The sequence below is a fragment of the Corynebacterium parakroppenstedtii genome (assembly GCF_019754935.1).
Classification (GTDB): domain Bacteria; phylum Actinomycetota; class Actinomycetes; order Mycobacteriales; family Mycobacteriaceae; genus Corynebacterium; species Corynebacterium parakroppenstedtii.
Genome location: NZ_JAGSOA010000001.1, coordinates 1,347,985 through 1,372,879, shown reverse-complemented (window position 1 = coordinate 1,372,879; position 24,895 = coordinate 1,347,985). Strand labels below are relative to the sequence as shown.

Sequence of the window (24,895 nt, the reverse complement as noted above, 5' to 3'; positions counted from 1 at the left end):
GCGGGGCTCGACGGCATCACGTCGGACTTACTCCGCCCCGGGAAGCGGCCCCCATGACGCTGCCCCACCGTGATCTGCGTCGTCGCACGCCCGAGCAATAATGGCCCGGAATCGCGGTTTCATATCGGGCAATTCGTTCACATCACACCAGGCAACAGCTTGGGATTCGTCGTCGCCAATACCGACCTCGGGCGAATCGTCCCGAAGCGAGGCACGAAATGCTGTGTCCACGTAGGACGTCACGTCGCCATTCGGGTACGTCACCGGCCCGACCGCCTGGACATTCAAAAGAGATTCGATCTTGATGAGCGCCCGCGTTTCCTCTTGGGCTTCCCGAACAGCCGCAACATGGGGGTGCTCACCTGGGTCAACGATGCCCGTCACAGGGGTCCACTGCCCATTATCGACGCGACGGACCAGCAGAACTTCACGCCCGCCGGGCGCGGAACCATCCGCACCGGGAGCAGAACCGTCGCGAAGAATGACGACGGTGACCCCGGGCAGCCACAAAGGGTCGTGGCCAATTTTTGAGCGAAGATGAATGATGAAGGGCGGTGTAGCCATCGGCCTAGGAATCCGCAGCCTGTGCGGCACGTCGAGCGGCATCGATATCGACGGCCACGGGCTTACTGGGTTGTTGTGAAGCCCCACCACCACCGCAGGAGCAGGACGTATTGCTCTCTTCGGCTTGTTGTTGAGCGTCAAGCACCGCGACAGTGTGCGCGCCCATCGCAGCACCCACACCGATGAGCGCCACCGATGCGATCACAGCGACTGCAACCCACAGCCATGCCCATCCGGAAGCCCCAAAAGCGACGACTCCCCCGAGCAGCAGAGCCAACGCGCTGACTGTCCAGCTCGGCGCGGCCACTTTGTGCGCAAGTTCCCACATGGCGGGATCGCGTCGAACCTCGGGGACACGAATGCCCACCCAGCTGTTCCCGGGAAGTTTGCCTCCCCATGCGGCCAGGCCCACGACACCCAGTGCAATAGCGAGAATAACCAGAATGATGCCGACAATCATGGTTCTAGTGTAAGCCCGCCGCGTTACGCGATCACAGGCCGGACGCGGATCTCCTCCACGGTGCATTCGGGTGTGGCATCGATGGCTGTGCGCACCGCGGCCGCGATAGATTCCGGTTGCACATAAATGGCTCCGTCGTAATCCTCGGGCGCCATTCCCTTCTCTGCCTGGATTTCGCGTTGCATATCAGTATCGACGCGACCTGGGTGGACCGAGGTCACACGCACAACACCGCGCTCTTCTTCGCGTAGTGCGTCGGTAATAGCGCGGAGAGCGAACTTCGAGGCGCAGTACGGGGCGCTCCCGGGGCGTGACCTGTGCCCGGAGCCGGAATTAATGGCCACAATGTCGCCGTGCGTGGCGCGTAACTTGGGCAACAGCTGCCGGATGAGGTCTACCTGTGCAATAACGTTGAGGTCAAGCACCCGAACCCAGTCTTCGCGGGAGACATCGGCAATAGTGCCACCGACCGATATCCCGGCACTGAGAACAAGCACATCCAGCGCCGGTTCGGGGAAAGCTTCGAGAGCCTTGCCGACGGATGACGGGTCGGTGAGATCCGCGATGAATGGTCGCGCATCGGGAACGGTCTCTTGGGCCTTCTTGACGCTCTCTTCGCTGGTCCCGCCGATGTAGACGGTGTGTGTGGTGGCGAGGTCGTGGGCGATGGCTAGCCCGATACCGCGGGTCCCTCCCGTGATGAGGGCGACGGGGCGTTCGGAGGATGTGGTGGGCGGTGTGGTCATGGGGTGTAGCTCCTCAGTGGTATGCGGCCAAAATAGGCCGCTGATCTGGGTTTTAGCTAGTGGTGATATCGACGCCACTCAAACCGTGGAGGCGTTTGTCGGCGGATTGCTGCGATTGAGCTCCGTCGCCGATGCAGGCGTCGAGAAGGTTGTCGATGGAGAGATCTCGGGTGTCGGAATACAGCAATTGCTTCTTCGTGAAACGATCAATCAGCTGGTCAACATTGTCGTGGCCCGCGGCCGTTGCGGTCCCGCGAATAGCGTCTGCCCATTCTTCAGGATTAGCCACAACGAAAAGAAGATCATTCGCGTCATCGTCCAGGCGATCAAGAATGCTAATGATCACAGACGCAGCTTTGCTTACCGACGGTGGTACGTCGCCCGAAGCGATCGCCTCTTTAATCCACTCCGGAATGACACCCCGCTGGAGGCTACGCCACGGGTAGAGCTCTAGCCGGCCGATTTCACTGGACTTAGGCAGGTCATCCCCGGAAATATGCAATACGCCATCGGTGGTCATCCGGTTCCCTGGCCACTTGTCCATGAGTGCGTGGCGAAGCTCCCACGCTGGAATAAGCGGGAACTCGTTGTCCCTTACGGAGAGATCTTCGCGGCCGGTCATCATCGCATTCTGCTGGTCATTGAGGTCCAGAATCTCTGCCAGCGCTTGCGCTGTGCGGGTCAGTGAATGGCCAAGCTGCTCGCCGCGTTGACGTCGAACCAGCGGCAAGGAGTGGTCAATTTTTTGAAGAAGAGCATCGAAGTACTTAATAGGTTCTTCGGCGGAGCCTTGATGGCCTTCCGTATTTTTAACTTGGATTAACCCGTCAGCTAAGTATCCAGAAACCTTGTTTTTAAAGATTGCGTTATCGCCAAGAACCATGAGTTTGATGTGGTTCGAGGCAGGGCGGTCGACGATGTGCGGGAAGGTGCGGTTGATAATCCCGTCGTCGACCTCAGAGAGAAGGCCGTAAAAAGGTTCATCCCCCAGGTAAACGACGGAACCTTTCTTAATCGTTGCTTCTTTGTTGTGCTCGGAAAACCACTTTTGGTCAGCAGGGTGAACAACGTCGTCGATAGAAAAGGATTCAGTCTTTTTGGCGAAGATGTCGGATGCGGACAGTGTCTCCGGCGAATACATCTCGCGGTAGAAATTGACGAAGTCAGAAAAAACAGTGGTGTTCGGCATACATGCTCCTTGTTTTCGTCAGGATTCGTGTGTTCGAGACGAGCGGGTTGATGACCGGGTTTGTCAGCGGTGACCGTTGTAGTTGCCCTCATCATGGGCCCAACTAGACTATGTGACCATGACAAATCCGAGAGAAAAGAGCCCGAATGGGGGCCAGTCAACTGGTCATCCCACTACATCAGTGTCCTCCTCCCACAATACTTCGTCAGGCTCTCTTTCTTCGCGGTCGAGTGCGTCGTCGGCTCATCACGACGAACCACGTTTCCGCTACACCGCCGGGCTGGCTGCGGAGATCGAAAACGCCTGGCATGAGCGTTGGTCCCACGAGGGCACGTTCAACGCCCCCAACCCCACCGGGGATTTAGCCCCCCGCGATGGAGGTTCGGATCTTCCCGACGATCGGATCTTTGTCCAAGATATGTTCCCGTATCCATCGGGCGTGGGTCTGCATGTTGGCCACCCCTTGGGCTATATTGCGACGGACGTCTACGCACGTTTTCACCGCATGTTGGGCAAGAACGTGCTGCACACCCTGGGATATGACGCCTATGGTCTCCCTGCCGAACAGTACGCGGTCCAGACTGGGACGCACCCGCGGACCACCACCGAGGCGAATATCGCAAACATGAAGCGCCAGCTGGGGCGCCTGGGGCTGGGGCACGATCCTCGTCGGTCATTTGCTACGACTGACCAAGATTTCTACCGCTGGACCCAGTGGATTTTCCTCCAGATTTTCAACTCGTGGTTTGACCCCGAGGCCAACGCAGCCCGGCCGGTTTCGGAATTGCGGGAAAAGCTGGCCTCGGGCGCGGTCGATGTGACCTCCGGCCCCGGCTACCAGAGTGTCGATCCCGACACGGGTGCGGCAGTAGAAGCCGCTGAACAAGCCGGCAAGAGCTCCGCCGAAATATGGGAATCGCTGGATGATGCTCAGCGTGAACACATCGTGGAAACCTTCCGTTTGGTCTATCGGTCCAGGTCAACGGTGAATTGGGCTCCCGGGCTCGGCACGGTCTTGGCCAATGAAGAAGTCACTGCCGACGGCCGCTCGGAACGTGGCAATTTCCCCGTTTTCCGCAAGAAACTGACCCAGTGGATGATGCGGATCACTCAGTACTCGGATCGTCTGCTTGACGACCTCGACCTGCTGGACTGGCCCGACAAAGTGAAGTCCATGCAGCGCAACTGGATCGGCAGGTCCCGGGGTGCGGAAGTAACCTTCACCATCCCGACGAACGGCCCCGACCACACCGACGCCACGTGCCCCGTGTTCACCACCCGCCCCGACACCCTCTTCGGTGCGGAATACCTTGTCTTGGCGCCAGAACATGAGCTTGTCGACGAGGTCGTCGCAGATCAGTGGCCGGATCTCCGCGCCGAGCGCTCGCTGTCCGACGACGCCATCGCCCGCTGGACCGGCGGCGCGGCCACTCCTGCCGAGGCGGTGAAGGAGTACCGCGCGTCCATCGTCGCGAAGTCCGATTTGGAGCGCCAAGAGAACAAGGAAAAGACCGGTGTGTTCCTGGGCGTGTACGCCACGAACCCGGTGAATGGCCGCCGCATCCCCGTGTTTATCGCCGACTATGTCCTGTCCGGCTACGGCACGGGCGCGATCATGGCTGTTCCCGCGCACGATGAGCGCGACTATGACTTCGCGCGCGTCTTCGAATTGCCCATCACCGAGGTCATTTCCGGCGGCGACGTCACCGTCGAGGCTTTCACGGGCGCTGGCACCGCAGTGAACTCTGCCAACGACGACGGCCTAGACATCAACGGCCTCCACTTGGAGGACGCGAAAGCCCGCACCATCGATTGGCTCGCTCAGCGTGGCGTCGGCAAGGAAAAAATCCAGTACAAGCTGCGTGATTGGCTCTTCGCTCGGCAGCGGTACTGGGGTGAGCCCTTCCCCATTGTGTACGACGAGAACGACGTCGCTCACCCGCTCCCGGAGTCCATGTTGCCCGTTGTGCTTCCGGATGTGGACGACTACCGGCCGGTGTCCTTCGATCCCGATGACGCGGAATCCGAGCCGCACCCGCCGTTGGCCAAGGCGACGGACTGGGTCAATGTCGAGCTGGATTTGGGCGATGGCCCCAAGAAGTACCGACGCGATACAAACGTGATGCCGCAATGGGCGGGAAGTTCCTGGTACGAGCTCCGCTATGTGGATCCCACCAACCAGGACGCGCTCTGCGATCCCGAGAACGAAAAGTACTGGATGGGCCCCACGGATCAGAAGAAATCCGGCGGTGTGGACCTGTATGTCGGCGGTGTCGAGCACGCCGTGCTGCACTTGCTGTACTCGCGGTTCTGGCACAAGGTGCTGTTCGACCTCGGCTACGTGTCCTCCTGCGAGCCGTACCATCGCCTTTTCAACCAGGGCTATATCCAGGCCTTCGCGTACACCGACGACCGTGGCGTGTACATCCCCGCCGCGGAGGTCGTTGAGCGCGACGGTTCCTTCTGGTGGGTCCCCAGCGACGGGCGGAACATGGACGGTGTTCAGACCAATAAGCACGGCGAAATCCAGGTCCACCAGGAGTACGGCAAGATGGGTAAGTCCCTGAAGAACGCCGTCTCCCCCGAAGACATTTGCGACAACTACGGCGCGGATACGCTGCGCATTTACGAAATGTCGATGGGCCCGCTGGATACATCTCGCCCCTGGGCGACGAAGGACGTCGTGGGTTCGCAGCGCTTCTTGCAGCGTCTGTGGCGGTTGGTGGTCGACGAATCCACCGGGGACCTCGTCGTCACGGATGCGACCCCCACCGATGATGATCGCCGCGCCCTGCACCGCACGATTGCCGCTGTCCGCGAGGACTATGCCCAGTTGATGGATAACACCGCGGTGGCGAAACTCATCGAGTACGTCAACTATGTGACGAAAACCTATGCGGGCGGCGCTCCCCGCGAGATCGTCGAACCGGTTGTGCTGCTTGTTGCCCCGCTGGCCCCGCACATCGCGGAAGAGCTGTGGTCGCGGTTGGGCCACACCGAGTCCTTGGCTCACGGCCCCTTCCCGACGTTCGAGGAGAAGTGGCTTGTCGACGACACCGTCGAGATTCCTGTTCAGGTGCAGGGGAAAGTCCGTAGCCGTATTAATGTAGCGACGGACGCCTCGCGCGAAGATATTGAAGCTGCGGCGCTTGATGACGCCAAGGTGAAAGAGTACGTGGGCGATCATGAGATTAAGAAAGTGATCGTTGTCCCTGGCCGTATGGTCAACGTGGTGATCTAGGCCCGACCCGGAACGGAAAACAGCATGTTTGGAAAATCAAAGGGGTCAACCCCCGCTGCGGCCACGGTGAAGAAGGAACGCCCCTGGTATATCGAAATCCCGATCATTATCCTCTGCGCGCTCCTCGTGGCTGTGCTGTTCCAGGTCTTTATCGGACGCGTCTACGTTATTCCCTCGGAATCCATGGAGCCGACGCTCAATGGGTGCACGGGCTGTAATAACGACCGCGTTTTCGTCAATAAGCTTGCCTACGATTTCACTTCTCCCAAGCCGGGCGACGTCGTCGTGTTCCGAGGCCCCGAGTCTTGGGACGAAGGGGAGTTCGGTGAGAGCACGTCGGATGAGAGCAGTGGCTTCAGCAAGGTACTGCGTACTGGTGCGTCCTATATCGGGCTGGCTACTCCCCCGGAGAATGACGTCGTGAAGCGAGTTATCGCGACGGGCGGGCAAACTGTTGAGTGCAAACCCGGAGACGACGGCATCAAGGTGAATGGGAAGACGATCGATTCGTCGTACACTCTGCAGCCCCCGCAGCGGGAGGTCGATACTGAGCATGGCTCAGAAGCCTGTGGTGGCGGGTACTTTGGCCCGATCACTGTGCCCGATGGGAATGTGTGGTTGATGGGCGATAACCGTACGAATTCTGCGGATTCTCGCTACCACATGGAAGACCAGTACCAGGGCACAGTGCCTGAGAAGAACATTATTGGCCGGGTGGATGCCCGTATTCTGCCGTTCAATCGGATCGGTACTGTGGGTCACCCGGATATTCAGAAGGACTAACCGGCGCGTTGCCGGTAGTGCGGGCGGCATATCACCGCCGCGCCTACCGCCCGGCGCCCCTACCGGTAATCAAGCCCGGCGATAGCCATCCACCCGGTGCTGGTGATCCACCCGAGCGCGAAGGGAATGAGTACCCAGCAAATGGCGAGCCATGGGCGCCAGCGGTCATACCGTGCCCACTTGATATAGGTGGTCCACACTGCCCCGAGCGCGCCGATGAGGGCGATCGCCCCCGGCACCACAGGGAAGAGGATTTCGTAGGTACGCGAACATATCCATGCCGACTCCCCCGCGTCGCAATCGGGGCCACCCTGGTTGTGGGAAATGAACAGGATGATCCCGGCCGCGAGCAGCGTAATCAGCGGCACCACGATGACATACACGATGGCTTGGTGCGTGGACCGTGTGTGTTGTTCGAGGCGCAATAATGGGTCGAGTTCGTAATCCAGCTGGGATGGTTTGGATGGTGTGGAGTCTGCTTTATCGACGGTGACGTGCTGGTCGGGGTCATCGGAGCGGTGAGAATGAGATTTCCCGTGGCTATCCACTCGAACCTCCTCTACAGCGAAAATGTTGGTTTAGACGGGAACAATAACAGTGGGGACGGGCGAATTCCGCACAATCTGGTTTGTCGACGAACCTAGGAAGGTATGCCCGAACACGCCCAGCGTGGAACTGCCCACGACCAGGAGGTCCCCTTTCTTCCAATCTAGGTCGGTGATGGAACTTTCCCAGTCCTCGCCGGATCCGATGGCGAGATCGACGCGGAGATCGTCGAAGCGCGCGAGGGCCCGTTCTTGTCCACGCTCGAGGATGCTCTGGGCCTGGTCGCGCCATTGCCGGGTGGCCTCTTTGGCGTGCTTGTACGGCGTTTCGGTGGGATACATCGACGGACCGTGAGGCGTGAATGCCACCAGGCGGAGGGGAACATCCCAGCGGTGTGCATAGTCGCACGCTTTCCGCAGCGCCTCTTGTGATTGTTCAGTATCGACGTAGGCGCAGTTGACCCGTGTGACGCCTTTCTTGGATGCGCGCAGGTCACGCGGGGCCAGCCCCAGGGATACAGGTGCGCAGTGAAGCAGAGCATCTGCTGTGGATCCCGCGACAAATCGGCCCTCGGGCGCAGAAGCGTGGGATCCGAGCAGAACAATCGTCGCGTTGAAATCGGTGGCAGCCGTGCTGAGAGCGTCGGTTTCGGAGGTGGCGGTGACGAACTCGAAGGGGGTGGCATCCAGGGAATCGTCGGGAACTCGGGCTTCTTTGAGTGCCTCAAGAGCAGCGCGTTCGCACTTTTTCGTTTCCTTGCGGATCCAGCGTTGGTAGTCCTCCCCCAGTTCGTCGGGAGCGCCGGATGGCCATATCGATGGTAGGACGGTGACGGTCCGAATGATGGCCGGCGAGGTACGGGCGAACCATGCGGCGAATTCCTCGGCACTGGATTCGGTGGGATGGGGGCGTCGGGCGATGAGGATGCGAACCGGGGATTCGTTAGTCACGGTGGTGCTCCGTTGGTCGGAAGGCTGGGGTTGGGACGTGAGAAGGACGTGTGTTAGTCGTGTGCTGGGTGTTCGTCGTCGGGGCCACCCTCATGATCATTAAGGATGCGTTCGAGGACGTCGGTAAGTTCAAGTGCGAGCTCTTTGCCGTCTTCAGTGTATTGAGCGATAAACCGCGCGAACTCAAGGTTGCGTTGTGAATTGACTCGCTCGAGCTCTTCCCTACCGTGGTCCGTCAGGGCGACGGTTACTCCGCGGCGGTCGTGTTTATCGCGCTCTCGCACAACAAGTCCGTCGAACTCGAGACGGTGAATCGCGTTCGATGCGGTGGGCATGCGGATGGACTCGAATTTGGCGATGTCGCTAATCCGCATGGAACCGTGGTGTTCCAGCACGGAAAGTATGGAGATTTGGCTAGCGGTAAGAGCGGTGTGAACCGACTGACGGTAATAAATTAAGACGAGCCTGTTGAGAAGTGGTCGGAGCCGTGCCGCAATGTCTTCGATAGAAATGTCCTCAGAGGATTGTGTCGAGGATTGCGTGGTGGCGTGGTCAGAAGTGGCGTCGACCGGAGCGGCGTCGCCTGAATTTTTATTGATGGACTTGTCAGTTGAGGTCATTGTCACCAGGTGCGTTAGTCAGAAGTGGACTCCACCTATTATATGGTGATTCTCACCCGCGCTAAAGCTGCTTGCGTGCAGCGAAGAGTTATGCGAGCCGACGGTGTCAGGGCTATACACGTGAGGCTATTGTGCCTATAGTGACCGGGGTGAGCTGGACAGAGACGAGGAATCATCAGCTTGATCGTCAACGGTTGCTGGCTGAATACCGCCGCGGAGAGATCTCTGCGGCGGAATTGCGGCAGTCGTCGCGCCGGCTGATCGATGCAGCTGATTTTCATGGTGAACCACAAGATCGTCCGCGTCCGCTATGTGGAAAAAGGACGTTAAAAAATGTCATCTGGATATTCGGCGATAACTTGGGGAAAATAGCAGGGACCGCGCGTAGTCGTCGAGAGGTTGAGGCCCTGGCGGAAACCTATGGCGACATTACCGCCCACATCGTGGAGGTATGCGTGCATTGCCGGTGGAACGTGCTGCTTCGTGAGATGCTTGTTCGCGTAGGAAGTGGTACGTCCAAACCTCGCGTAGAGGAGAAATAGGAATAGTGAGTAATAAACAACCACAAAGGCAGGCCAAGATGTCTACCTGGAAAAAGGTGCTGCTATGGACAGGTGTGATCCTCCTTGTCCTCATTCTTGCGCCTGTTGTGGCATTCTTTTCCGCCTACGCGGTGACGAAGGTTCCGGAGCCTCAAGAGCTACAAACTAATCAGATTGCGACGATTTACGCGTCGGATTCCTCCACCCAGTTGGCGCGCATCGTCCCGCCCGACGGTAACCGCACGGACATTGATCTCTCCGAGATCCCTCAACCGGTGCGACAAGCCGTGTTGGCCGCGGAGGACCGCTCCTTCTATTCCAACCCCGGCTTCTCCGTTAAAGGTTTCGGACGCGCCGCGCTGGGGCTTGTGACGGGCAAGGAATCTTCTGGTGGTGGTTCCACGATCACCCAGCAGTATGTGAAGAACGCCCTGGTGGGCAACGAGCACTCGTACACGCGTAAGGCGAAGGAGCTCGTTATTTCCGCGAAGATGGCACGCGAGTGGTCGAAAGACGAAATCCTCGGCGCGTATCTGAACACTATTTATTTTGGACGTAACGCGTATGGTATCGCCGCGGCGTCGAAGGCGTATTTCAACAAGGACGTGAAGGACCTCACGCCGGAGGAAGGCGCTGTGCTGGCCGCCTCCATCCAGCGTCCCTCGGAATTAGACCCGTGGACTAACCGCCAGGCTGCCGAAGAGCGATGGAATTACGTCATGGACGGTATGGCCGAAATGGGCGCTGTTAACGGCGAAGAGCGCGCACACGCGGCATACCCGGAAGTTATTGATCCGAACACGATCGATACAGGGTCCGAAGTTGAGGGCACGAATGGCTTGATTAAGTCGCAGGTCATGTCCGAGCTCGAGGCATCCGGCATTAGTGAGCAGGATGTCAACACCCAGGGTCTGAAGATCACGACGACGATTGACCCTAAGGTTCAGAAGTCCGTGACGGAGACGGTCAAGAACCGCATGCAGGGCTACCCGGATGATTACCGGACCGCAGTGGTGTCGGTTGATCCCCGCAATGGCGCGGTGAAGGGGTATTACGGAGGCGATGATCCTAATGGTTGGGATTTCGCCAACACCGGCCTTCAGACCGGATCGACGTTCAAAATTTTCGGTTTAGCCGCAGGCCTTGAGCAGGGAATGTCGCTGTCCCGCGTGTACTCCTCGGCCCCAGTGACTATCAATAACCTGACTATTCAGAACTCTGAGGGCGAATCCTGTGGTTCGTGTAGTTTGGCCACGGCACTGAAGATGTCGCTGAACACGAGCTTTGTGCGTATGCAGCACGATTTGAAGCACGGTTCAAAGGACACAGCGGATATGGCCCACCGCTTGGGTATCCCCACTGAGGTCAATGGCGAAAAGACATTGCAGGAAAAAGATGGTCAGGTTTACGACGGCGTCATCTTGGGCCAGTACTTAACCCGCCCAATTGACATGGCGACTGGCTTGTCCACGTTGGCGAATAACGGCATGTACCACCAGACGCACTTTGTTCAGAAGGTGGAGACGTCGTCAGGCAAGGTGCTGCTGGACCGGTCGGATGTTGAGGGTGACCAGCGGATTGATAAGGATGTCGCCAATAACGTCATCTCCGCGATGAAGCCGATCGCGTCGTACTCGCGTAACCACGGCTTGGCTGGAGGCCGGACCTCGGCAGCCAAATCCGGTACGGCTCAGTTGGGCGATACTGGCAATAACAAGGATGCATGGTTTGTTGGTGCAACCCCGCAATTAGCGACGGCGGTCTGGGTCGGCACGAACGACGGCCAGCCCATTTTCTACTCGGGCCGCCCGATGTATGGTGCTGGACTCCCCGCCGACATTTGGAAGCAGACCATGGATAGTGCTTTGCAGGGCGAAGACTACATGGCCTTTGGTGATTCAGGTTCGTCGGGCTCCAAGCAGGCGAATACGAACTCGGGCGGGTCGAAGAAGACCTATACCCAAACGACGACGGTTCAACAGCAGCAGCCGCAGCGTACTCGTGCACCCCAGACGCAGGCGCCACAGCAGCAGTACGCGCCCGAGACGCAGGAGACTCCCGCCCCGACGCCGCAAGCGCCCGACAATGGTGGTCTGAATATTCCGACGCGGACGCAGGAAATTGTCCCCGGTGTGGAGGTTCCCGTTCCGGACTTGGGTAATAACGATCAGCCAGCTCCGTAGTTCATCGACGAGTCGGCCCGTACAGAGTGAAGAAGGACATAGTGGCGTTGGGTGCAGGTAGAGGAAAAGAACAGCAGGACACCGACGTGTTGAGGGTTCAGCCGAGCCTAACGGAGCCCGCAGCGCAACGGTGGACTCATTTCCTTGGAGGGCCTATCGCGCGCCACGGTCTCGTCGGGCGAGCAGTATGGGCCACTCCCCTCCGCGTCCTGATGGGCCTGGCCCTGGGCATGATGTCGCTGGGCTGGCTGTCGAAGGCGAATTGTCTTCGTGGCGACGGTGACGGTGTGAATTGGACCGCGAACCGTCAGTACATCTCGGGGTGCTACGCGGATTCCATCCCGCTGTACAGCATTGAAGGCCTGAAGGACGGGCACTTTCCGTATGTCTACTCCTGGGCCGGCGATGGTGGCACCCGCCATATGGAGTACCCGGTTCTCACCGGTCTGTACCAGTGGTTATGCGCACAGTTGGCCGCTCCCTTGCACTGGCTTGCTGACCTCGTCGGATGGTCGGTGCCTCGCGTCGATTTCTATTTCGGTGTGAACGCTGTGTTCCTCGCGATTGCGTGGATCGGGACGCTGTGGTTCACCTACCAGCTGGCCGGTCACCGCGTGTGGGACGTCATTTTGGTTGCTGCCAGCCCCATCGTGGGTGTGCACATCTTCACTAACTTCGACTCTTTAGCGACAGTGTGCGCGATGGGTGCCATTTTCCTGTGGACCCGGAAGAAGTACGCAGGAGCTGGGGTGCTCATTGGTTTAGGCACGGCCGCGAAGCTCTGGCCAGCGTATATCCTGGGCGCTTTCCTGGTTCTGGTCATCCGTCACCGTTGGCGGGAGCGCACCGAATTCATTAACACCGTGGTCTCGGCTGTGGTCACCTGGCTTGTGGTGAATATCCCGATCATGATCGCCTCGCCTGCTGGATGGGCGGAATTCTTCACCCGGAATGGGAAGCGAGCAGCTGAAGATTCGACGATCTACAGCGTGCTTTCATGGCTGACTGGCTTTAGTTACTTCACCACTGTTCCGGTGAAGGCGCAGTCGATCATCTCATTTGTGCTGTTTGGACTGTGTTGCGTCGGAATTTTGATTCTCGGACTGAAGGTGAAACGTGAGCCTGCAGTGTGGGAACTGTCGTTGTTGATCATCGCCGCGTTTGTGCTGACCAGTAAGGTGTGGAGCCCGCAATACTCGTTGTGGCTTGTGCCCCTCGTCGCGCTGTCTCTCCCCCGCTGGCGTCTGGTATTCGCTTGGATGTGGGTGGAAGCTATTTACTGGTTCGTACGCATGTGGTGGTTCACGGGTGCGGACAATAAAGGCGCTCCGGACTGGCTTTTTAACTCCTTCGTGATCGCGCGGGATGCGCTTGTTGTGGCCATCCTTGTGCTGGTGATCCAGCAGATGCGTGGCACACGTCCCGACGCTCCACGAACGATGGTCCAGGCTGAGGTCCCTGGGCAGGAGGAATCGGATCCGGTAGCGTCGCGGCGCGGTCTGTCGTCGGAAATGAGTAGCCGGACGGTAACTAGCGATGCGGTAACTACCCGGCCGGGCGCCGTCGGTAGACGATCGAATGTGGGGACTACAGCATGACTCCGCAAGTAACGTTGACGATCATTAGCGTTTTTATCGGGTTCTTCTTATTCACGGCCTCGTTTGCCAGTTTCATGTACAAGAAGCCGGCAAAAGTGACGTGGTGGCTCTTCGGCATCGCCGTTTTCTTCATCACCGTTGTGCCAGTGACCGTTGCGGTCTTTTGGGCAACGCTCATGAATTAGGCGGACTGTTCATCAATTAGCCAACTGGCCGTGTTGTCAGGCGGCTCTTTTTATGGGGTTCCGGGTTTTGCCTCTGGCCAGCGGTTTGGTAGTCTCGGGGGGTTGCTTGACGCAACGAACCCTCCTGTCGCGCTAACGATGGCGCGGCCGAAATACGACTAGACCATAGGAGGTGATGAGGTCCGTGCGTCACTACGAAATCATGATCATTCTCGATCCCGCGCAGGATGAGCGCACTGTAGCCCCGTCCCTGGATAAGTATCTCGATGTTGTCCGCAAAGAGAAGGGCAACGTTGACAAGGTTGATATTTGGGGCAAGCGCCGTTTGGCCTATCCCATTCAGAAGAAAGAGGAAGGCATCTACGTTGTCGTGGACTTCACCTGTGAGTCCGCAACTGTGCTGGAAGTCGACCGTCTGCTCAACCTGAATGATTCGGTGTTGCGTACGAAAGTTCTGCGGACCGACGCCTAAAAAGGCACACTGGTAGAAACACCAGTGTCAGGTTTTATCTGACCATCAAACCGGTTGTCCTGCAGAGAGAGGATTCATCATGGCACAAGGAGAGACACCTATCACGGTCGTCGGCAATCTTGTTGCTGACCCAGAACTTCGTTACACCCCGTCGGGTGCTCCTGTGGCTAATTTCCGTGTGGCATCGACGCCACGCCGCTACGATTCCCAAACCAACCAGTGGGTTGATGGGGATGCGATGTTCCTCACCTGCAATGTGTGGCGCCAGGCCGCCGAGAACGCTGCCGAATCACTTAAAAAAGGCATGCGCGTGATCGTCAATGGCCGCTTGCGCCAACGGAGTTTTGAGACTCGGGACGGCGAACAGCGTCGCGTGTTTGAAATCGAGGTCGACGAGGTCGGCCCGTCGTTGAAGTACGCCACGGCAAACGTCGAAAAGACGAGTGGTGGAGGCAACGGATTCAACCAAGGCGGCGGTGGCTTCGGTGGAAACCGAGGCGGAGGCTTTAACTCCAATCGTGGCCAGCAGTCTCAAGGCAACCAGGGCTTCGGCGGTTCCGGAGGGAACTCGGGCGCGGATCAGGATCCGTGGAATTCCGCTCCCAGCCAGGGCTCCAGCCAAGGGTTTGGTGGGGCAGATGATGAGCCACCCTTCTAACTAATCAACGTAAGAAAGGCTAGGGATCATGAAGCTGATCCTCACCGCCGCCATTGACAATCTCGGTGTTCCTGGTGACATCGTCGAGGTCAAGGCCGGCTATGGAAGAAACTACCTGCTCCCGCGCGGGTACGCGGTCCCCGCTACTCGTGGCGCCGAGAAGCAGGTTCAAGATTTGAAGCGTGCGCAGGAAGCGCGCGCTATTCGCGACGCCGACCGCGCTCGCGAGGTCAAAGAGCAGTTGGCAAACCTGGAAGGCGTCTCTGTCGCCGTCCGCACTGCCAACAATGGCAAGCTGTTCGGGTCTGTTAAGCCTAACGACGTTGCTCAAGCCGTCGTAGCTGCTGGTGGTCCGGAGCTGGATAAGCACAGCATTGACATGACCAAGGGTTTTGTGAAGTCGACGGGTAAGTACTCGGTGGACGTTAAGCTCCACGAGGATATCCACGGCACCATTAACTTCGAGGTCGTATCCCAGTAGTTTCTGGTTTTACACTTTTTTGAATTCCTTCCGGGGACTCGACACCCCCGGTCGACAACAGCGTGTAGGCCCCGGCCGCGGGTTATTGCCGTATAAGACGGGTAACTCAGTGGTTGTTGGGGCTTGATAAGGGATGTGCCGCGTTGTGTGGCCATTCCGTGATACATAAGGCGCGACTCGACACCGCGCCGTGTTCTTCACTCCACGCTGGGTGTGTTTCGACACCACGCCCTGCGTGAAATAACGACGGGTCTGGCAGGCTATGCCGGACCCGTTTTTCGTATGCGCGGACCGTCTACGCGAAGTCCGTCATTCGCCCAAGAGCATCGTCGTTCACCTTCTGTTAATGGTGATAGAGATGTTGTCGGATGTCGTGGATGGGGCTGGGGATAACACGCACAGGTTAGGTGCTTGACAACCGGCTTTTTACCCCAATTTGCTCGGATATTTCCCCAGTTCACGATAAAAAGGCCCAGCGTAGGAGCGGTTTTCCACCGGTACTGTGAGATTCGTCAAATCAAAATTTCACAGGGCTGACCTGCGCAAACGCTCATTTCTGCAGGTCGCTATAAAAACTTGTCCACAGCAAATTCCACAAGCCGACGTGGGAAACGTTGAATTCTCCACATTTTATCCACAGGCGGTGTGCGAAACCTGTGGATAACTCCGTCGGGGAGGAGCTATTGAGATTTGCATCCTAGCCGTCGGGGCTTTATGAAAAGCAGTAAAGAGTCACTCTGAGCAACTCCTTCCGGTGAGATCCAGCGAGATCCGGTGGGCCCAGCAGGGCTAGCGAGGTCGAGTGAGGGATAGAGCGGTTTAGAGCGGAGCGTTCGAACCCCCGCGTACCTCTCAGAATTGTGCTCAGTGTTTATGTCGGCGGCAGACGATAGGGTATTCCCATGGCATCACGTTCAGCGGTATCAGCGTCTTCTTTTGATAATTCGTATGACTCGTATGAGTCTGGTTTTGGTTCGGGTGGGGACTATGAGGATGCGTCGTTTGGACCTTCCGGCGGCCCCGATCCGCGGGATTATGAGGAATTCGGCCGGAAGTCTCCCCAGGATATTGAGGCTGAGCAGGCTGTTTTGGGCGGTATGCTGCAGTCCCAGGACGCCATTACGGATGTCGTAGAGATTCTCCGCGCGGACGATTTCTATGACCCGCGCCATCAAACCATTTTTAACGCCATTCTCGATCTTTATAGCGAATCCGCGGACGCCCAGCTGCAAATCGACCCGGTGCTGGTGAGCAACCGCCTTAATAGGGACGGCGACTTGGAGCGCGTGGGTGGTGCGCCATACATCCACACCCTTATGACTAAAGTGCCGACGGCGGCCAACGCGAGTTACTATGCGCGGATCGTTGCCGAAAAAGCGGTGCTTCGTGGGCTGGTCTCGGTGGGGACGGAGATCGCCAAGCTGGGGTACAACGGCATCGACGGCCAGGACGTGGACAAGGTGGTCGATTACGCCCAGTCTCAGGTGTTCGGGGTCGGACGTCGTGACGCCAGCACGGATTATGTTGAGTTGGCCGACACGTTTGAGGAGGTCAACGATCTTCTCAACGAGTACGAAATGCACGGTGGGGCAGCCAGTGGTGTGCCAACGGGCTTCCTTGACCTCGACAAAACGATTAACGGCCTTCACCCTGGGCAGATGGTTATCATCGCCGCTCGTCCGGGCGTGGGAAAGTCCACCTTGGCGATGGATTTCATGCGGTCTGCGTCGGTAGAAAATGAGACACCGTCGGCACTTTTTAGCCTCGAGATGTCCAAAATGGAGATCGTTCTGAGGCTGCTATCGGCCGAGGCCGAGGTGAAACTCACCAATATGCGCAGCGGCAAAATGGACGAGTCCGAGTGGACCCGGCTGGCTCAAACGATGGGGAAGCTCGAGAAAGCGCCCATTTTTATCGACGATTCTCCCAACCTGACGATGATGGAAATCCGGACCAAAGCCCGGCAGATCAAACAGAAGCACGGCCTCGGGCTGATTGTTGTGGATTATCTGCAGCTCATGACGTCGGGCCGCAAGGTGGAGTCGCGCCAGCAGGAAGTCTCGGAGTTTTCTCGTCAACTGAAGCTGTTGGCGAAGGAAGTGGAAGTTCCGCTGATCGCTATTTCGCAGCTCAACCGTGGTCCGGAGTCCCGTACCGACAAGAAGCCGCAGCTGGCGGACCTTCGTGAATCGGGATCCCTCGAGCAGGATGCGGACATGGTGATGCTGCTGTACCGGCCGGACTCTCAGCCGGGTGCGTTGGATAACGCCCGCGAGGGAGAAGCAGACATTATTTTGGCTAAACACCGCGGGGGACCGGTGGGCACCATCCCGATTGCCGAGCAATTGAAGTACTCGAGGTTCGCTAACCTGGCCACCGACAACTTCTCGTAAGGCCAGGAGAATACCGCTCACAGGCGGTTTTCCGGGCCGTCCTCGGTGCCCGCACACCGGCCAGCGCGGTACCTGCAGTGTCGCGAAATCGCGCCGGGCCGACATTTTCCTCTATTTTGGATAGCGAGTAGTAGTTCCCGATCGCTGAATGATGCGCCCACGCGGATGCTCATCTGTTTCATACCCGCGTGTGAAGTGCCCCTGGTGCTCATTCGGCAATCGGTGAGCTGGCCCCGGACCCGTCTACGTACGCGGTACACGTAGCGGTTAAGCACCCGTACACGCGGGATTGGCCGGGGCAGCATGTAGGCAGTAATGAAAGGTGGCGGGCATGGAGACCCTCATTGTGATTGTGGGTCTGATGTTTGCGACGGTCATCGTCGTGTCCATCGGCGAGCGAACCAACCTCCCGTGGCCCGTGTTGTTAACCCTCTTAACGACGGCCACGATGGTGTTCCCCGCGATTCCGGATATTTCATTACCGCCTGATCTGATTCTGCCGTTATTCCTCCCGCCGTTGATTTGGGCGATGGCTCGGCGTTTGTCGTGGCCACTAATCCGCTCCCAGTGGCGGACGCTGTTGTCGTTATCCGTGCTGCTGGTCGTGGTGACGATCCTGGCGGTGGCGGGGACGTCGATGGTGTTGATCCCCGGTTTGTCCGTGGCGGGCGCGATCGCGCTGGGCGCGGCGGTAGCTCCGTCGGACCCGGTGGCCGTGGAGGCCGTTGCGGAACCGGCGGGAATTCCTCGGCGCGTGATCGGCACCCTGCAGACCGAGGGCCTGTTTAACGACGCCGTCGCGCTGGTTGCCTTCCAGTTAGCGCTCAACTCGCTGTATAACGACGATTCGATCCACGTCGGTCCGGCGCTGTTGCGGTTTGTGTACACTACGCTGGCGTCGATTGCCTTGGGCTGGCTGATCGGCCACGTTGCCGGCCGGGCGTTGGAGTACACCGCGGGATCGAACACGGTCAACGCCCTGAGCTGGGTCGTTCCGTTCGCGGTGTATATCGCCGCGGAGGAGATTCACGCGTCGGGAGTTATTGCGGTGGTGGTGGCCGCTGTGGAGATGACGTCGCGTGTGTCGGCGACGGCGGCGGAGGATCGTCTGACCGGCTCGGCGTTCTGGGAGACCGCAGAGTTGCTGGTGACGGGTCTGGCATTCGGCCTGATCGGTTTGTCGGTGCGTAACGCGGTGGAGCAGACCTCGACCCGTATCGGCGAAGGTATTGTCTGGGGTTTGGTCATTTCCGGCGTCCTCTTCGCGGTGCGTTTCGTGTGGATGTACGACCAGTATTTGCTGAACAAGCACGGCAAGAAGAAAAACGTGTCCCCGCTCCGGCTGCAGGAAGTGCTGGTGTTGACGTGGTCCGGGATGCGCGGTTTGGTCACGCTGGCCTTGGTGCTGTCCGTCCCCGCGGGCTATATCAATGTCTATAACGAAATGCCGCTGATCGCGATCACCGTGCTCTTCTGCACGATGGTCGTCCCCGGTTTGACGCTGCCGTGGATCATGCAGAAGCTGAATGTCAATGAGGGCAATGATGCGATTGCCGACGCCACGATGGACCGTCTGTTGCGCCGTGCGCATAATGCGGCGATGGATGTGCTGCAGTCGAAGGGCGAGGATCTCCCGCCGGAGGCTATCCAGGCGATCGCGCGCCGTTTCCGCGACATGACGGGCGTCCCGAAGGACGATGAGCCGGAGAATTATGAGGATGCGGTGCGTCGCCTGCGCGAGGTACGTCGGAAGGTGACGGCGGTCCGCCTGGAGGCCATCGAGGCTGCCCAGGTCGAGGTCATGTCGGCTCGGTTCGAGCCGGGTGCGGATCCGTTCATTATCGACGAAGTGCTGGCGCAATTGGACCGCATGACGCTGGCGAGTGGCGAAAATTCTGTGATGGGGCTTCGGGAAAGGTAGGCGTGTCGTGTCTCGTGTGAGAAGGCCTGTGGTGCCGAAGCACTTTGCCAGGTCGGCTGCGCTGGTTTTTGTTGGTGGCGCCGTGGGGACGTTGGTGCGTGATGTGCTGACCTCGAGCCCCGTGGTGAGCGCCGTGGTGCCCACAATGTGGTGGGTGTTCGCGGTGAACGTGGTGGGGGCAGCTCTGCTCGGCTTCTTGGGCGCCCGGTTCGCCCGCCTGGGCCGAGTGAACGCGAAATTACTGCTGGGGACCGGTTTCTGTGGCGGTTTAACCACCTATTCGACGCTTGCCGTGGACATTGCGCGGTGGTTCCCCGGGGTAGGTGCTGCCGGTGTGCAGGGAACGGGGTCCCTGATGGGCATGAGTTTCGCGGTGTACTACGCGTTATTCAGCGTTATCTGCGGCGCGATCGCGGCGTTTGCCGGGGCGTGGTGGGAACGCGTCGGCCGTAGTGAGGTGGCGCAACGATGATGGTGCTTGTGGCGCTTGGCGGTGGACTTGGTGCGTGCCTGCGGTACGCGGTGGATGCGTGGATCCGCGAGCGGTGGCCGGCGGAATTCCCGTGGGCCACGTTTGTGATTAACGTGACCGGTTCGTTTGTCCTCGGCCTCTGTGTGGCCGGGCTGTCCGGGGGAGCGCTGTTGGGCTTCCTGGGGACCGGGATGATGGGCGGATACACCACGTTCTCCACGGCGTCTGTCGAGGCTGTCACTCAAGGTAGCGCTCGCCGTGGCGCTATATATGCATTATCGACGCTGGGGGTGGCGGTTTTCGCGGCGTGGCTTGGGCTGGTCATCGCCGGGTAAGGCGCATCGCGTAAGTCGCGCCGGGCCCTTTACACGACCGCTTCGCTATCGACGACGCCACGCGGAGAAGCCGAGGCCTACTTGGGCTCGAGGGCGTATCCAGCTTCAGTGACGGCCTCGTTGATGTCGGCGTCGCCGAAGTCTTCACCTTCGACGGTCATATGTCCGTCGTTGTAGATGGTGACGTTTTGTACTCCTCGTGCCTGAGATACCGCGTTTTTGATGGTGGCGGCTCCTTCGTTGGAGCTCATGCCGGTGATGGTGTAGTTCTTCATCATTGGGGTATCTCCTTGTGGGGTACTGTCGGGTTGATGGCCACTGATGGTTGGCCAGTGCTAGCTGGTGCCTCACAGGCGGGTGTGTGCTCCATAGGCTATAGCGTGGGGCGCGAAATAGCCCCGTGTGGAACGAAACTTTAGTTATTGTTGTTAGTTTGCACTAGTGACAATTTCTATATTGCACATGTTTAGGGGTATTTAGGGGTGCTCGTTCGTCGCATAGGCCTTGTAGTGGGCTTGGGGTAGCTTTTTCAGTTAATCTGACGAGCTCAGAGACGCTCCCTCATGTTAAGGTAACGGTACCCTATTGAGCCATGCTAAATACGCCACGCAGCGCACCACGACGGGAAACTCAGAGGGCAGAGGGGAGAAATAAGTGGGCGGCCTTATATTCACCGCCATAGCGGTAGCGTGCATCGCACTCCAGTATTTATTACCCCGGTATCTTCCCAACTGGACGGGGCTTTTTATCCTCGTTCCTTATGTAGCTGTAGTCGTCTTCATTGTGTTTACGGTTGGCTTGCATGGCTTTAGGGACTTTATTATGCCGCTCGCTGGCTTTTTTGGTTTAATGGGTGTTTGGGGTCAGGGAATAGAAAAGAAAAAACGGGTGGAGAAAGAGGCGGCACATGAGACCGAGTGAGTCATATAGTAAAACCGGCTTAGTACTCAATGGCATTAAGTCCGAATTGACGACGTTCATACACACCACTTCGCTGAAAGTCTCGCTGGTTGTGATGGCCATCCCCACGGTCGGCTTAGCCGTAGGGGTGTCGCGACATAACAACAAGCCGATCGGCTTTACGGGGGGCTTAGCTAATGTCTCGGAGCTAGCTTTTTTCTTCGTTGCCTTCATATTATCCCTGTATATTGCTGGTAATTACACGAAGGGATCAGTAAACTACACCCTTCTTTCCATTCCCTTCCGTTCTCGCACTTATGTCGCTAGCCTGCTTACTTGCGCTATTATTTCCCTGGCTTTTTGGCTAGTGTTTATCTTATTTTTTGGCTTACTTTTAATAGCCTTATCTGTTGTAACCAGTTTTAACGTCACCACTGATTCTGTCTCTAGGGAATGTATCCGTGGGCTGTCATGGGCGGTGTGCGTGGTGGCCATTGGAGTGATCACTGGTGGGATCTCTCATCTGGCTCGAAATGTAACCCTGGGATTCTCCGTGATCGTTATTATCATGCTGATTCTCCCGATGGCAGGCGCAGTTTTGATGGCGATGGGCCACGACCAGGGTGAACTATTGCTCAATCACAGTCTCCCGTTCGCCGTGGATAAACTGACGCAAGCTAATGCGGCCTCGGCGAGGGGTCTGCTTGAAGTCGGGTTGTGGTGTGTCGTGGCCGTCGCATGTGGTGCAGCACGTTTGTGGAGGTATGAGGCATGAGTTCGTCGGCAATTTCGGTTGACCGGATTAATAAGTCGTTTGGTAAACGGGTCCCGGTTTTGGAGAATATGACGTTCGATGTGCCGAGGGGCAAGGTCACGGGGTTATTGGGGCCAAATGGGTCGGGTAAATCGACGATAATGAAGATTATTGCGGGGCTGACCCATGCCGATTCTGGCAAGGTCACGATCGATCTAGGACGTCCTGACTCTTCTGAGCACGTCGTCGGGATTGATCACTGCCGGGCATCGATTGGCTATCTTCTTGATCCCGAATGGATAGATACACGGGTGTCGATACTTACCTTCCTTCGCAGTCAAATGCTATTGAAGGGCATTTCAGATACTAAGAAGAAAGCCACCGACATTCTCGACGAATACGGTCTCGCTCATGCTCGTAACCGTAAGCTTGCGAAAGTGTCGCTGGGTATGAGGCAACGTGTCTGCCTCGCGGTGGCATTTCTTAACGATCCTGAGATCGTGATTTTGGACGAACCGCATAATGGGGTGGACGCAGATGGCTCGATCGCCTTCCAGAATAAGTTGAAGGAATATATTAGTTCCGGCGGAACAGCCTTGATTTCATCGCATTTACTGAATGAGGTACAGCACTTTTCTGACTATGTGGTCATGATTAAAAATGGGCGAACGATAGTTCAAAAGCCACTTGACCAGCTGCGAACGACGAATAGCGTTCTTTTAACAGTCCGAGGGGATACTGAGTCTGCTCAACGTGCCATGGTCACCAATGGTGGTCATATTGATGGTGTGTCTGGGCATACACTTTCTATTAGTGGATTAGACACAGCGACGATCGCGGAAGTAGCGGTTCGGCATGGTGTCAAGATTGAAGGCCTCACTAAGGAAAGTAGGTCATTGGAGAGCATCTACTTAGAACTGAATGAATAGGTGTCCTCGGTTTCGTCATTTCTGTATCCGCAATATCCACGTTCGCATGTGAAGGCACCCATCCCCGCTGCAGTTGTAGACTGTCTGGTCTATGATGGGCCGCCTAAAGGTCTCTGCTTCATATAGTGCAGGTAGACGGCGTGATGACCGTGTGCGTCGGCCCCTTAAAGTGGCCTAGTTAAAGTGGCCAGGAGCGCCGTCTTTTTAAACTTAGTGAAAGGAATTTATGGCTACAGTTACTGTGACGAAGGATAATTTCACCGATACCGTCTCTCATGGTGTTGTTGCGCTGGACTTTTGGGCTGAATGGTGTGGCCCCTGTCGCATGTTCGGACCGATTTTCGAGGAAGTCTCTGAGCAGTTCCCTGATGTGACTTTTGGCAAGGTAGATACGGAATCCAACCAGGAGATCGCGGGTTCGCTGGGTATCCAGTCCATCCCGACGCTCATGGTGTTTAGGGACAACGTTTTGGTTTACCGTCATGCGGGCGTCCATTCTGCTGGTCAGGTTAAGGACGTCATTGAGCAGACTAAGAACCTGGACATGGATGAGGTTCGGAAGCAGATTGCGGAGCAGGAAGCTAAAGAATCGGGGGAGTAGCCTCATCGACGCTATCGGGGGAGTAGCGACGTAAATGTACAACCGGCTACATATCATGCACATAGCACGACGCGCCCCAACCGTCGGTGTATCGGTGGGGCGCGTATTCGCACGTCACAGAGCTACTCGTAGTCGCAGACTTGTCAGCGAGAGCAGACTCGCGACGTCGTTACCTACTTGATGGTGGTGCCGTCGGGAATGACGGGTCCGGGGTTGCCGGAGATTGCCAGAAGGTGCTCGGCAAGTGCGAGGATGCTGTTCAGAACGTCCATGAGTACTCCATTCCTTCCTTGGCACGGCTGTGGGGGAGATGCCGGTCCTGCCGACGCTATATCGCCTAAAACTCACTGTGTTTTGGGCTCGATGGGTAATGTCGGTATGGATTGTGTGGTGGACTCGCCATCTGACACGGACACGTGCTTCAGGATTGTTTACGATTGCGATCAATGTTGTCCATAGTGCACTGTACGCCTGAACTGCAGAGCGCGCGTGAACCGCACAGTAGGGTCGACCGATGCTGACAGACGCTAAGGAGATTGTGATGGCTAACCCCTTTTCAAAAGGGTGGAAATACGCGATGGCTAAATTTGATAGCACCATCGATGAAAAAGCAGACCCCATGGTGCAGATCCGGCAGGCCACAGAGGCGGCGAAGAAACAGCACCAGGCTGTTGTGGAGCAAGCGTCGTCTGTCTTGGGAAATCAGCGGCAGCTTGAGATGAAGCTCAACCGGCTGATTAAGGATCAAGAAAACCTTCAGTCTCAGGCTCAGAAAGCAGTGCAGCTTGCGGATAAAGCGTCGCAGGAGGGGGATGCCCAGCAGGCGAGCGAGTGGAACAGCACAGCTGAGGTGGTGGCATCGCAACTGGTCAGCGTCGAACAGCAGATTGAGGAGACAAAGCAGCTTCACCACAGTAATGCTCAGGCCGCGGAGCAGGCTAAGGCCCAGGTGAAGAAGTCGGAGGCCCATCTGAAGGAGCAGTTGGGGCAGATCGATCAGCTACGGGCGCAGGTTAACCAGACGAAGATGCAAGAAGAGTCCGCAAAAGCTGCTGAGTCAATGAACGCGCTGAGTACCACGGATGATTCTGTTCCTAGCTTGGATTCGGTACGCGACAAGATCGAGCGTCGCTACGCGGATGCTCTTGGTAAGCAGGAGCTCACGGAGAGTTCGGTGGATACCCGCATGGCGGAGATTGAAACCGCTGGTCGTGATATCAAGGCTTCGGCTCGGTTGGAAGAGATTAGGGCCCAGATACATGGTGGACAGGCTGGTAACCGTTCCTTAGACGCGGGAGATACGCGGCAGGGTGAGCTCGATTCCGGTGACACCGGGGGGTCGAATACTACTCAGGGCAAATGATTCATCGAC

Annotated in this window: 26 protein-coding genes; 18 read left to right on the top strand and 8 right to left on the bottom strand. The window is 57.6% G+C overall.

All coding sequences use genetic code 11. The annotated features are described in order from the left end of the window. Positions 1 to 27: 27 nt before the first annotated feature. Genes KCQ76_RS05865 through KCQ76_RS05850 form a run of 4 tightly spaced genes read right to left on the bottom strand, consistent with a single transcriptional unit; the run spans position 28 to position 2,959 of the window. Positions 28 to 564 carry an NUDIX hydrolase gene (locus KCQ76_RS05865; protein ID WP_221914814.1) on the bottom strand — a complete coding sequence of 179 codons (537 nt, stop codon included), beginning with the start codon at positions 562 to 564 and terminating at the stop codon, positions 28 to 30. Between the two features lie 4 nt (positions 565 to 568). After that, positions 569 to 1,024, bottom strand: a complete 456-nt coding sequence (locus tag KCQ76_RS05860; RefSeq protein ID WP_046203396.1) for an SdpI family protein — start codon at positions 1,022 to 1,024, stop codon at positions 569 to 571. A 23-nt stretch (positions 1,025 to 1,047) separates the two neighbouring features. Further along, positions 1,048 to 1,770: an SDR family oxidoreductase gene (locus KCQ76_RS05855; RefSeq protein ID WP_046203395.1), complete on the bottom strand. Its 723-nt coding sequence runs from the start codon at positions 1,768 to 1,770 to the stop codon at positions 1,048 to 1,050. Between the two features lie 52 nt (positions 1,771 to 1,822). Beyond that, entirely contained in the window at positions 1,823 to 2,959 is a 1,137-nt protein-coding gene (locus KCQ76_RS05850) for a hypothetical protein (protein ID WP_046203394.1), read from the bottom strand. Between the two features lie 118 nt (positions 2,960 to 3,077). On the opposite strand from KCQ76_RS05850, the gene KCQ76_RS05845 reads away from it, so the two are divergent. Both KCQ76_RS05845 and lepB read left to right on the top strand, forming a co-directional pair. Next, positions 3,078 to 6,200, top strand: a complete 3,123-nt coding sequence (locus KCQ76_RS05845; RefSeq protein ID WP_156441649.1) for a leucine--tRNA ligase — start codon at positions 3,078 to 3,080, stop codon at positions 6,198 to 6,200. A 24-nt stretch (positions 6,201 to 6,224) separates the two neighbouring features. Continuing rightward, positions 6,225 to 6,983 carry a signal peptidase I gene (gene lepB / locus KCQ76_RS05840; RefSeq protein ID WP_046203393.1) on the top strand — a complete coding sequence of 253 codons (759 nt, stop codon included), beginning with the start codon at positions 6,225 to 6,227 and terminating at the stop codon, positions 6,981 to 6,983. 59 nt (positions 6,984 to 7,042) lie between these two features. On the opposite strand, the gene KCQ76_RS05835 is transcribed toward lepB, so the two are convergent. The 3 genes from KCQ76_RS05835 to KCQ76_RS05825 are packed head-to-tail and all read right to left on the bottom strand — an operon-like array spanning position 7,043 to position 9,099. Continuing rightward, complete coding sequence (locus KCQ76_RS05835; RefSeq protein WP_052722444.1) at positions 7,043 to 7,531, bottom strand: hypothetical protein; 489 nt, start codon at positions 7,529 to 7,531, stop codon at positions 7,043 to 7,045. Between the two features lie 30 nt (positions 7,532 to 7,561). Further along, on the bottom strand, positions 7,562 to 8,479 hold the full coding sequence (locus tag KCQ76_RS11075) for a universal stress protein (RefSeq protein WP_046203392.1): 918 nt from the start codon (positions 8,477 to 8,479) through the stop codon (positions 7,562 to 7,564). Positions 8,480 to 8,532: 53 nt separating this feature from the next. Further along, a complete protein-coding gene (locus tag KCQ76_RS05825) occupies positions 8,533 to 9,099 on the bottom strand; it encodes a MarR family winged helix-turn-helix transcriptional regulator (protein ID WP_082090002.1) in 567 nt (188 codons plus the stop codon). 140 nt (positions 9,100 to 9,239) lie between these two features. On the opposite strand from KCQ76_RS05825, the gene KCQ76_RS05820 reads away from it, so the two are divergent. From KCQ76_RS05820 to KCQ76_RS05770, 11 genes are all read left to right on the top strand, one after another. Then, a complete protein-coding gene (locus KCQ76_RS05820; RefSeq protein ID WP_052723090.1) occupies positions 9,240 to 9,641 on the top strand; it encodes a DUF5318 family protein in 402 nt (133 codons plus the stop codon). 38 nt (positions 9,642 to 9,679) lie between these two features. Beyond that, positions 9,680 to 11,824 (top strand): transglycosylase domain-containing protein, encoded by a 2,145-nt coding sequence (locus KCQ76_RS05815; RefSeq protein ID WP_231725439.1) that lies wholly within the window; start codon positions 9,680 to 9,682, stop codon positions 11,822 to 11,824. 26 nt (positions 11,825 to 11,850) lie between these two features. Beyond that, positions 11,851 to 13,422, top strand: a complete 1,572-nt coding sequence (locus KCQ76_RS05810) for a glycosyltransferase family 87 protein (RefSeq protein WP_102215128.1) — start codon at positions 11,851 to 11,853, stop codon at positions 13,420 to 13,422. Continuing rightward, positions 13,419 to 13,607 (top strand): hypothetical protein, encoded by a 189-nt coding sequence (locus tag KCQ76_RS05805; protein WP_046203390.1) that lies wholly within the window; start codon positions 13,419 to 13,421, stop codon positions 13,605 to 13,607. The genes KCQ76_RS05810 and KCQ76_RS05805 overlap by 4 nt, the downstream gene beginning before the upstream one ends. Positions 13,608 to 13,791: 184 nt before the next feature. Beyond that, a complete protein-coding gene (gene rpsF / locus KCQ76_RS05800; RefSeq protein ID WP_012732667.1) occupies positions 13,792 to 14,079 on the top strand; it encodes a 30S ribosomal protein S6 in 288 nt (95 codons plus the stop codon). 79 nt (positions 14,080 to 14,158) lie between these two features. Next, positions 14,159 to 14,737 (top strand): single-stranded DNA-binding protein, encoded by a 579-nt coding sequence (locus tag KCQ76_RS05795; RefSeq protein ID WP_012732666.1) that lies wholly within the window; start codon positions 14,159 to 14,161, stop codon positions 14,735 to 14,737. 28 nt (positions 14,738 to 14,765) lie between these two features. Continuing rightward, positions 14,766 to 15,218: a 50S ribosomal protein L9 gene (gene rplI, locus KCQ76_RS05790; protein WP_012732665.1), complete on the top strand. Its 453-nt coding sequence runs from the start codon at positions 14,766 to 14,768 to the stop codon at positions 15,216 to 15,218. A gap of 902 nt (positions 15,219 to 16,120) precedes the next feature. After that, positions 16,121 to 17,611 (top strand): replicative DNA helicase, encoded by a 1,491-nt coding sequence (gene dnaB, locus KCQ76_RS05785; RefSeq protein ID WP_046203389.1) that lies wholly within the window; start codon positions 16,121 to 16,123, stop codon positions 17,609 to 17,611. 331 nt (positions 17,612 to 17,942) lie between these two features. After that, the gene (locus KCQ76_RS05780; protein ID WP_046203388.1) at positions 17,943 to 19,532 is read left to right on the top strand and encodes a cation:proton antiporter; all 1,590 of its coding nucleotides are present in this window, start codon (positions 17,943 to 17,945) and stop codon (positions 19,530 to 19,532) included. Positions 19,533 to 19,539: 7 nt separating this feature from the next. Further along, positions 19,540 to 20,004, top strand: a complete 465-nt coding sequence (locus KCQ76_RS05775) for a fluoride efflux transporter FluC (protein WP_082090003.1) — start codon at positions 19,540 to 19,542, stop codon at positions 20,002 to 20,004. Further along, positions 20,001 to 20,339: a fluoride efflux transporter FluC gene (locus KCQ76_RS05770; RefSeq protein ID WP_046203387.1), complete on the top strand. Its 339-nt coding sequence runs from the start codon at positions 20,001 to 20,003 to the stop codon at positions 20,337 to 20,339. Before KCQ76_RS05775 ends, KCQ76_RS05770 begins: the two co-directional genes overlap by 4 nt. Positions 20,340 to 20,416: 77 nt before the next feature. Here the strand turns inward: KCQ76_RS05770 and KCQ76_RS05765 are convergent, their stop codons facing one another. Further along, positions 20,417 to 20,617, bottom strand: coding sequence for a heavy-metal-associated domain-containing protein (locus KCQ76_RS05765; RefSeq protein ID WP_046203386.1), 201 nt, complete (start codon positions 20,615 to 20,617; stop codon positions 20,417 to 20,419). A gap of 376 nt (positions 20,618 to 20,993) precedes the next feature. On the opposite strand from KCQ76_RS05765, the gene KCQ76_RS05760 reads away from it, so the two are divergent. The 5 genes from KCQ76_RS05760 to KCQ76_RS05740 all read left to right on the top strand — a co-directional run bounded on the left by KCQ76_RS05760 (position 20,994) and on the right by KCQ76_RS05740 (position 24,886). Beyond that, positions 20,994 to 21,260, top strand: coding sequence for a hypothetical protein (locus tag KCQ76_RS05760; protein ID WP_046203385.1), 267 nt, complete (start codon positions 20,994 to 20,996; stop codon positions 21,258 to 21,260). Positions 21,261 to 21,306: 46 nt separating this feature from the next. Further along, the gene (locus KCQ76_RS05755; RefSeq protein WP_221914813.1) at positions 21,307 to 22,014 is read left to right on the top strand and encodes a hypothetical protein; all 708 of its coding nucleotides are present in this window, start codon (positions 21,307 to 21,309) and stop codon (positions 22,012 to 22,014) included. After that, on the top strand, positions 22,011 to 22,922 hold the full coding sequence (locus KCQ76_RS05750) for an ABC transporter ATP-binding protein (protein WP_046203382.1): 912 nt from the start codon (positions 22,011 to 22,013) through the stop codon (positions 22,920 to 22,922). The genes KCQ76_RS05755 and KCQ76_RS05750 overlap by 4 nt, the downstream gene beginning before the upstream one ends. Before the next feature lie 226 nt (positions 22,923 to 23,148). After that, positions 23,149 to 23,523, top strand: a complete 375-nt coding sequence (gene trxA, locus KCQ76_RS05745; protein ID WP_046203381.1) for a thioredoxin — start codon at positions 23,149 to 23,151, stop codon at positions 23,521 to 23,523. Between the two features lie 541 nt (positions 23,524 to 24,064). After that, positions 24,065 to 24,886 carry a PspA/IM30 family protein gene (locus KCQ76_RS05740; RefSeq protein WP_046203380.1) on the top strand — a complete coding sequence of 274 codons (822 nt, stop codon included), beginning with the start codon at positions 24,065 to 24,067 and terminating at the stop codon, positions 24,884 to 24,886. Positions 24,887 to 24,895: the final 9 nt, after the last annotated feature.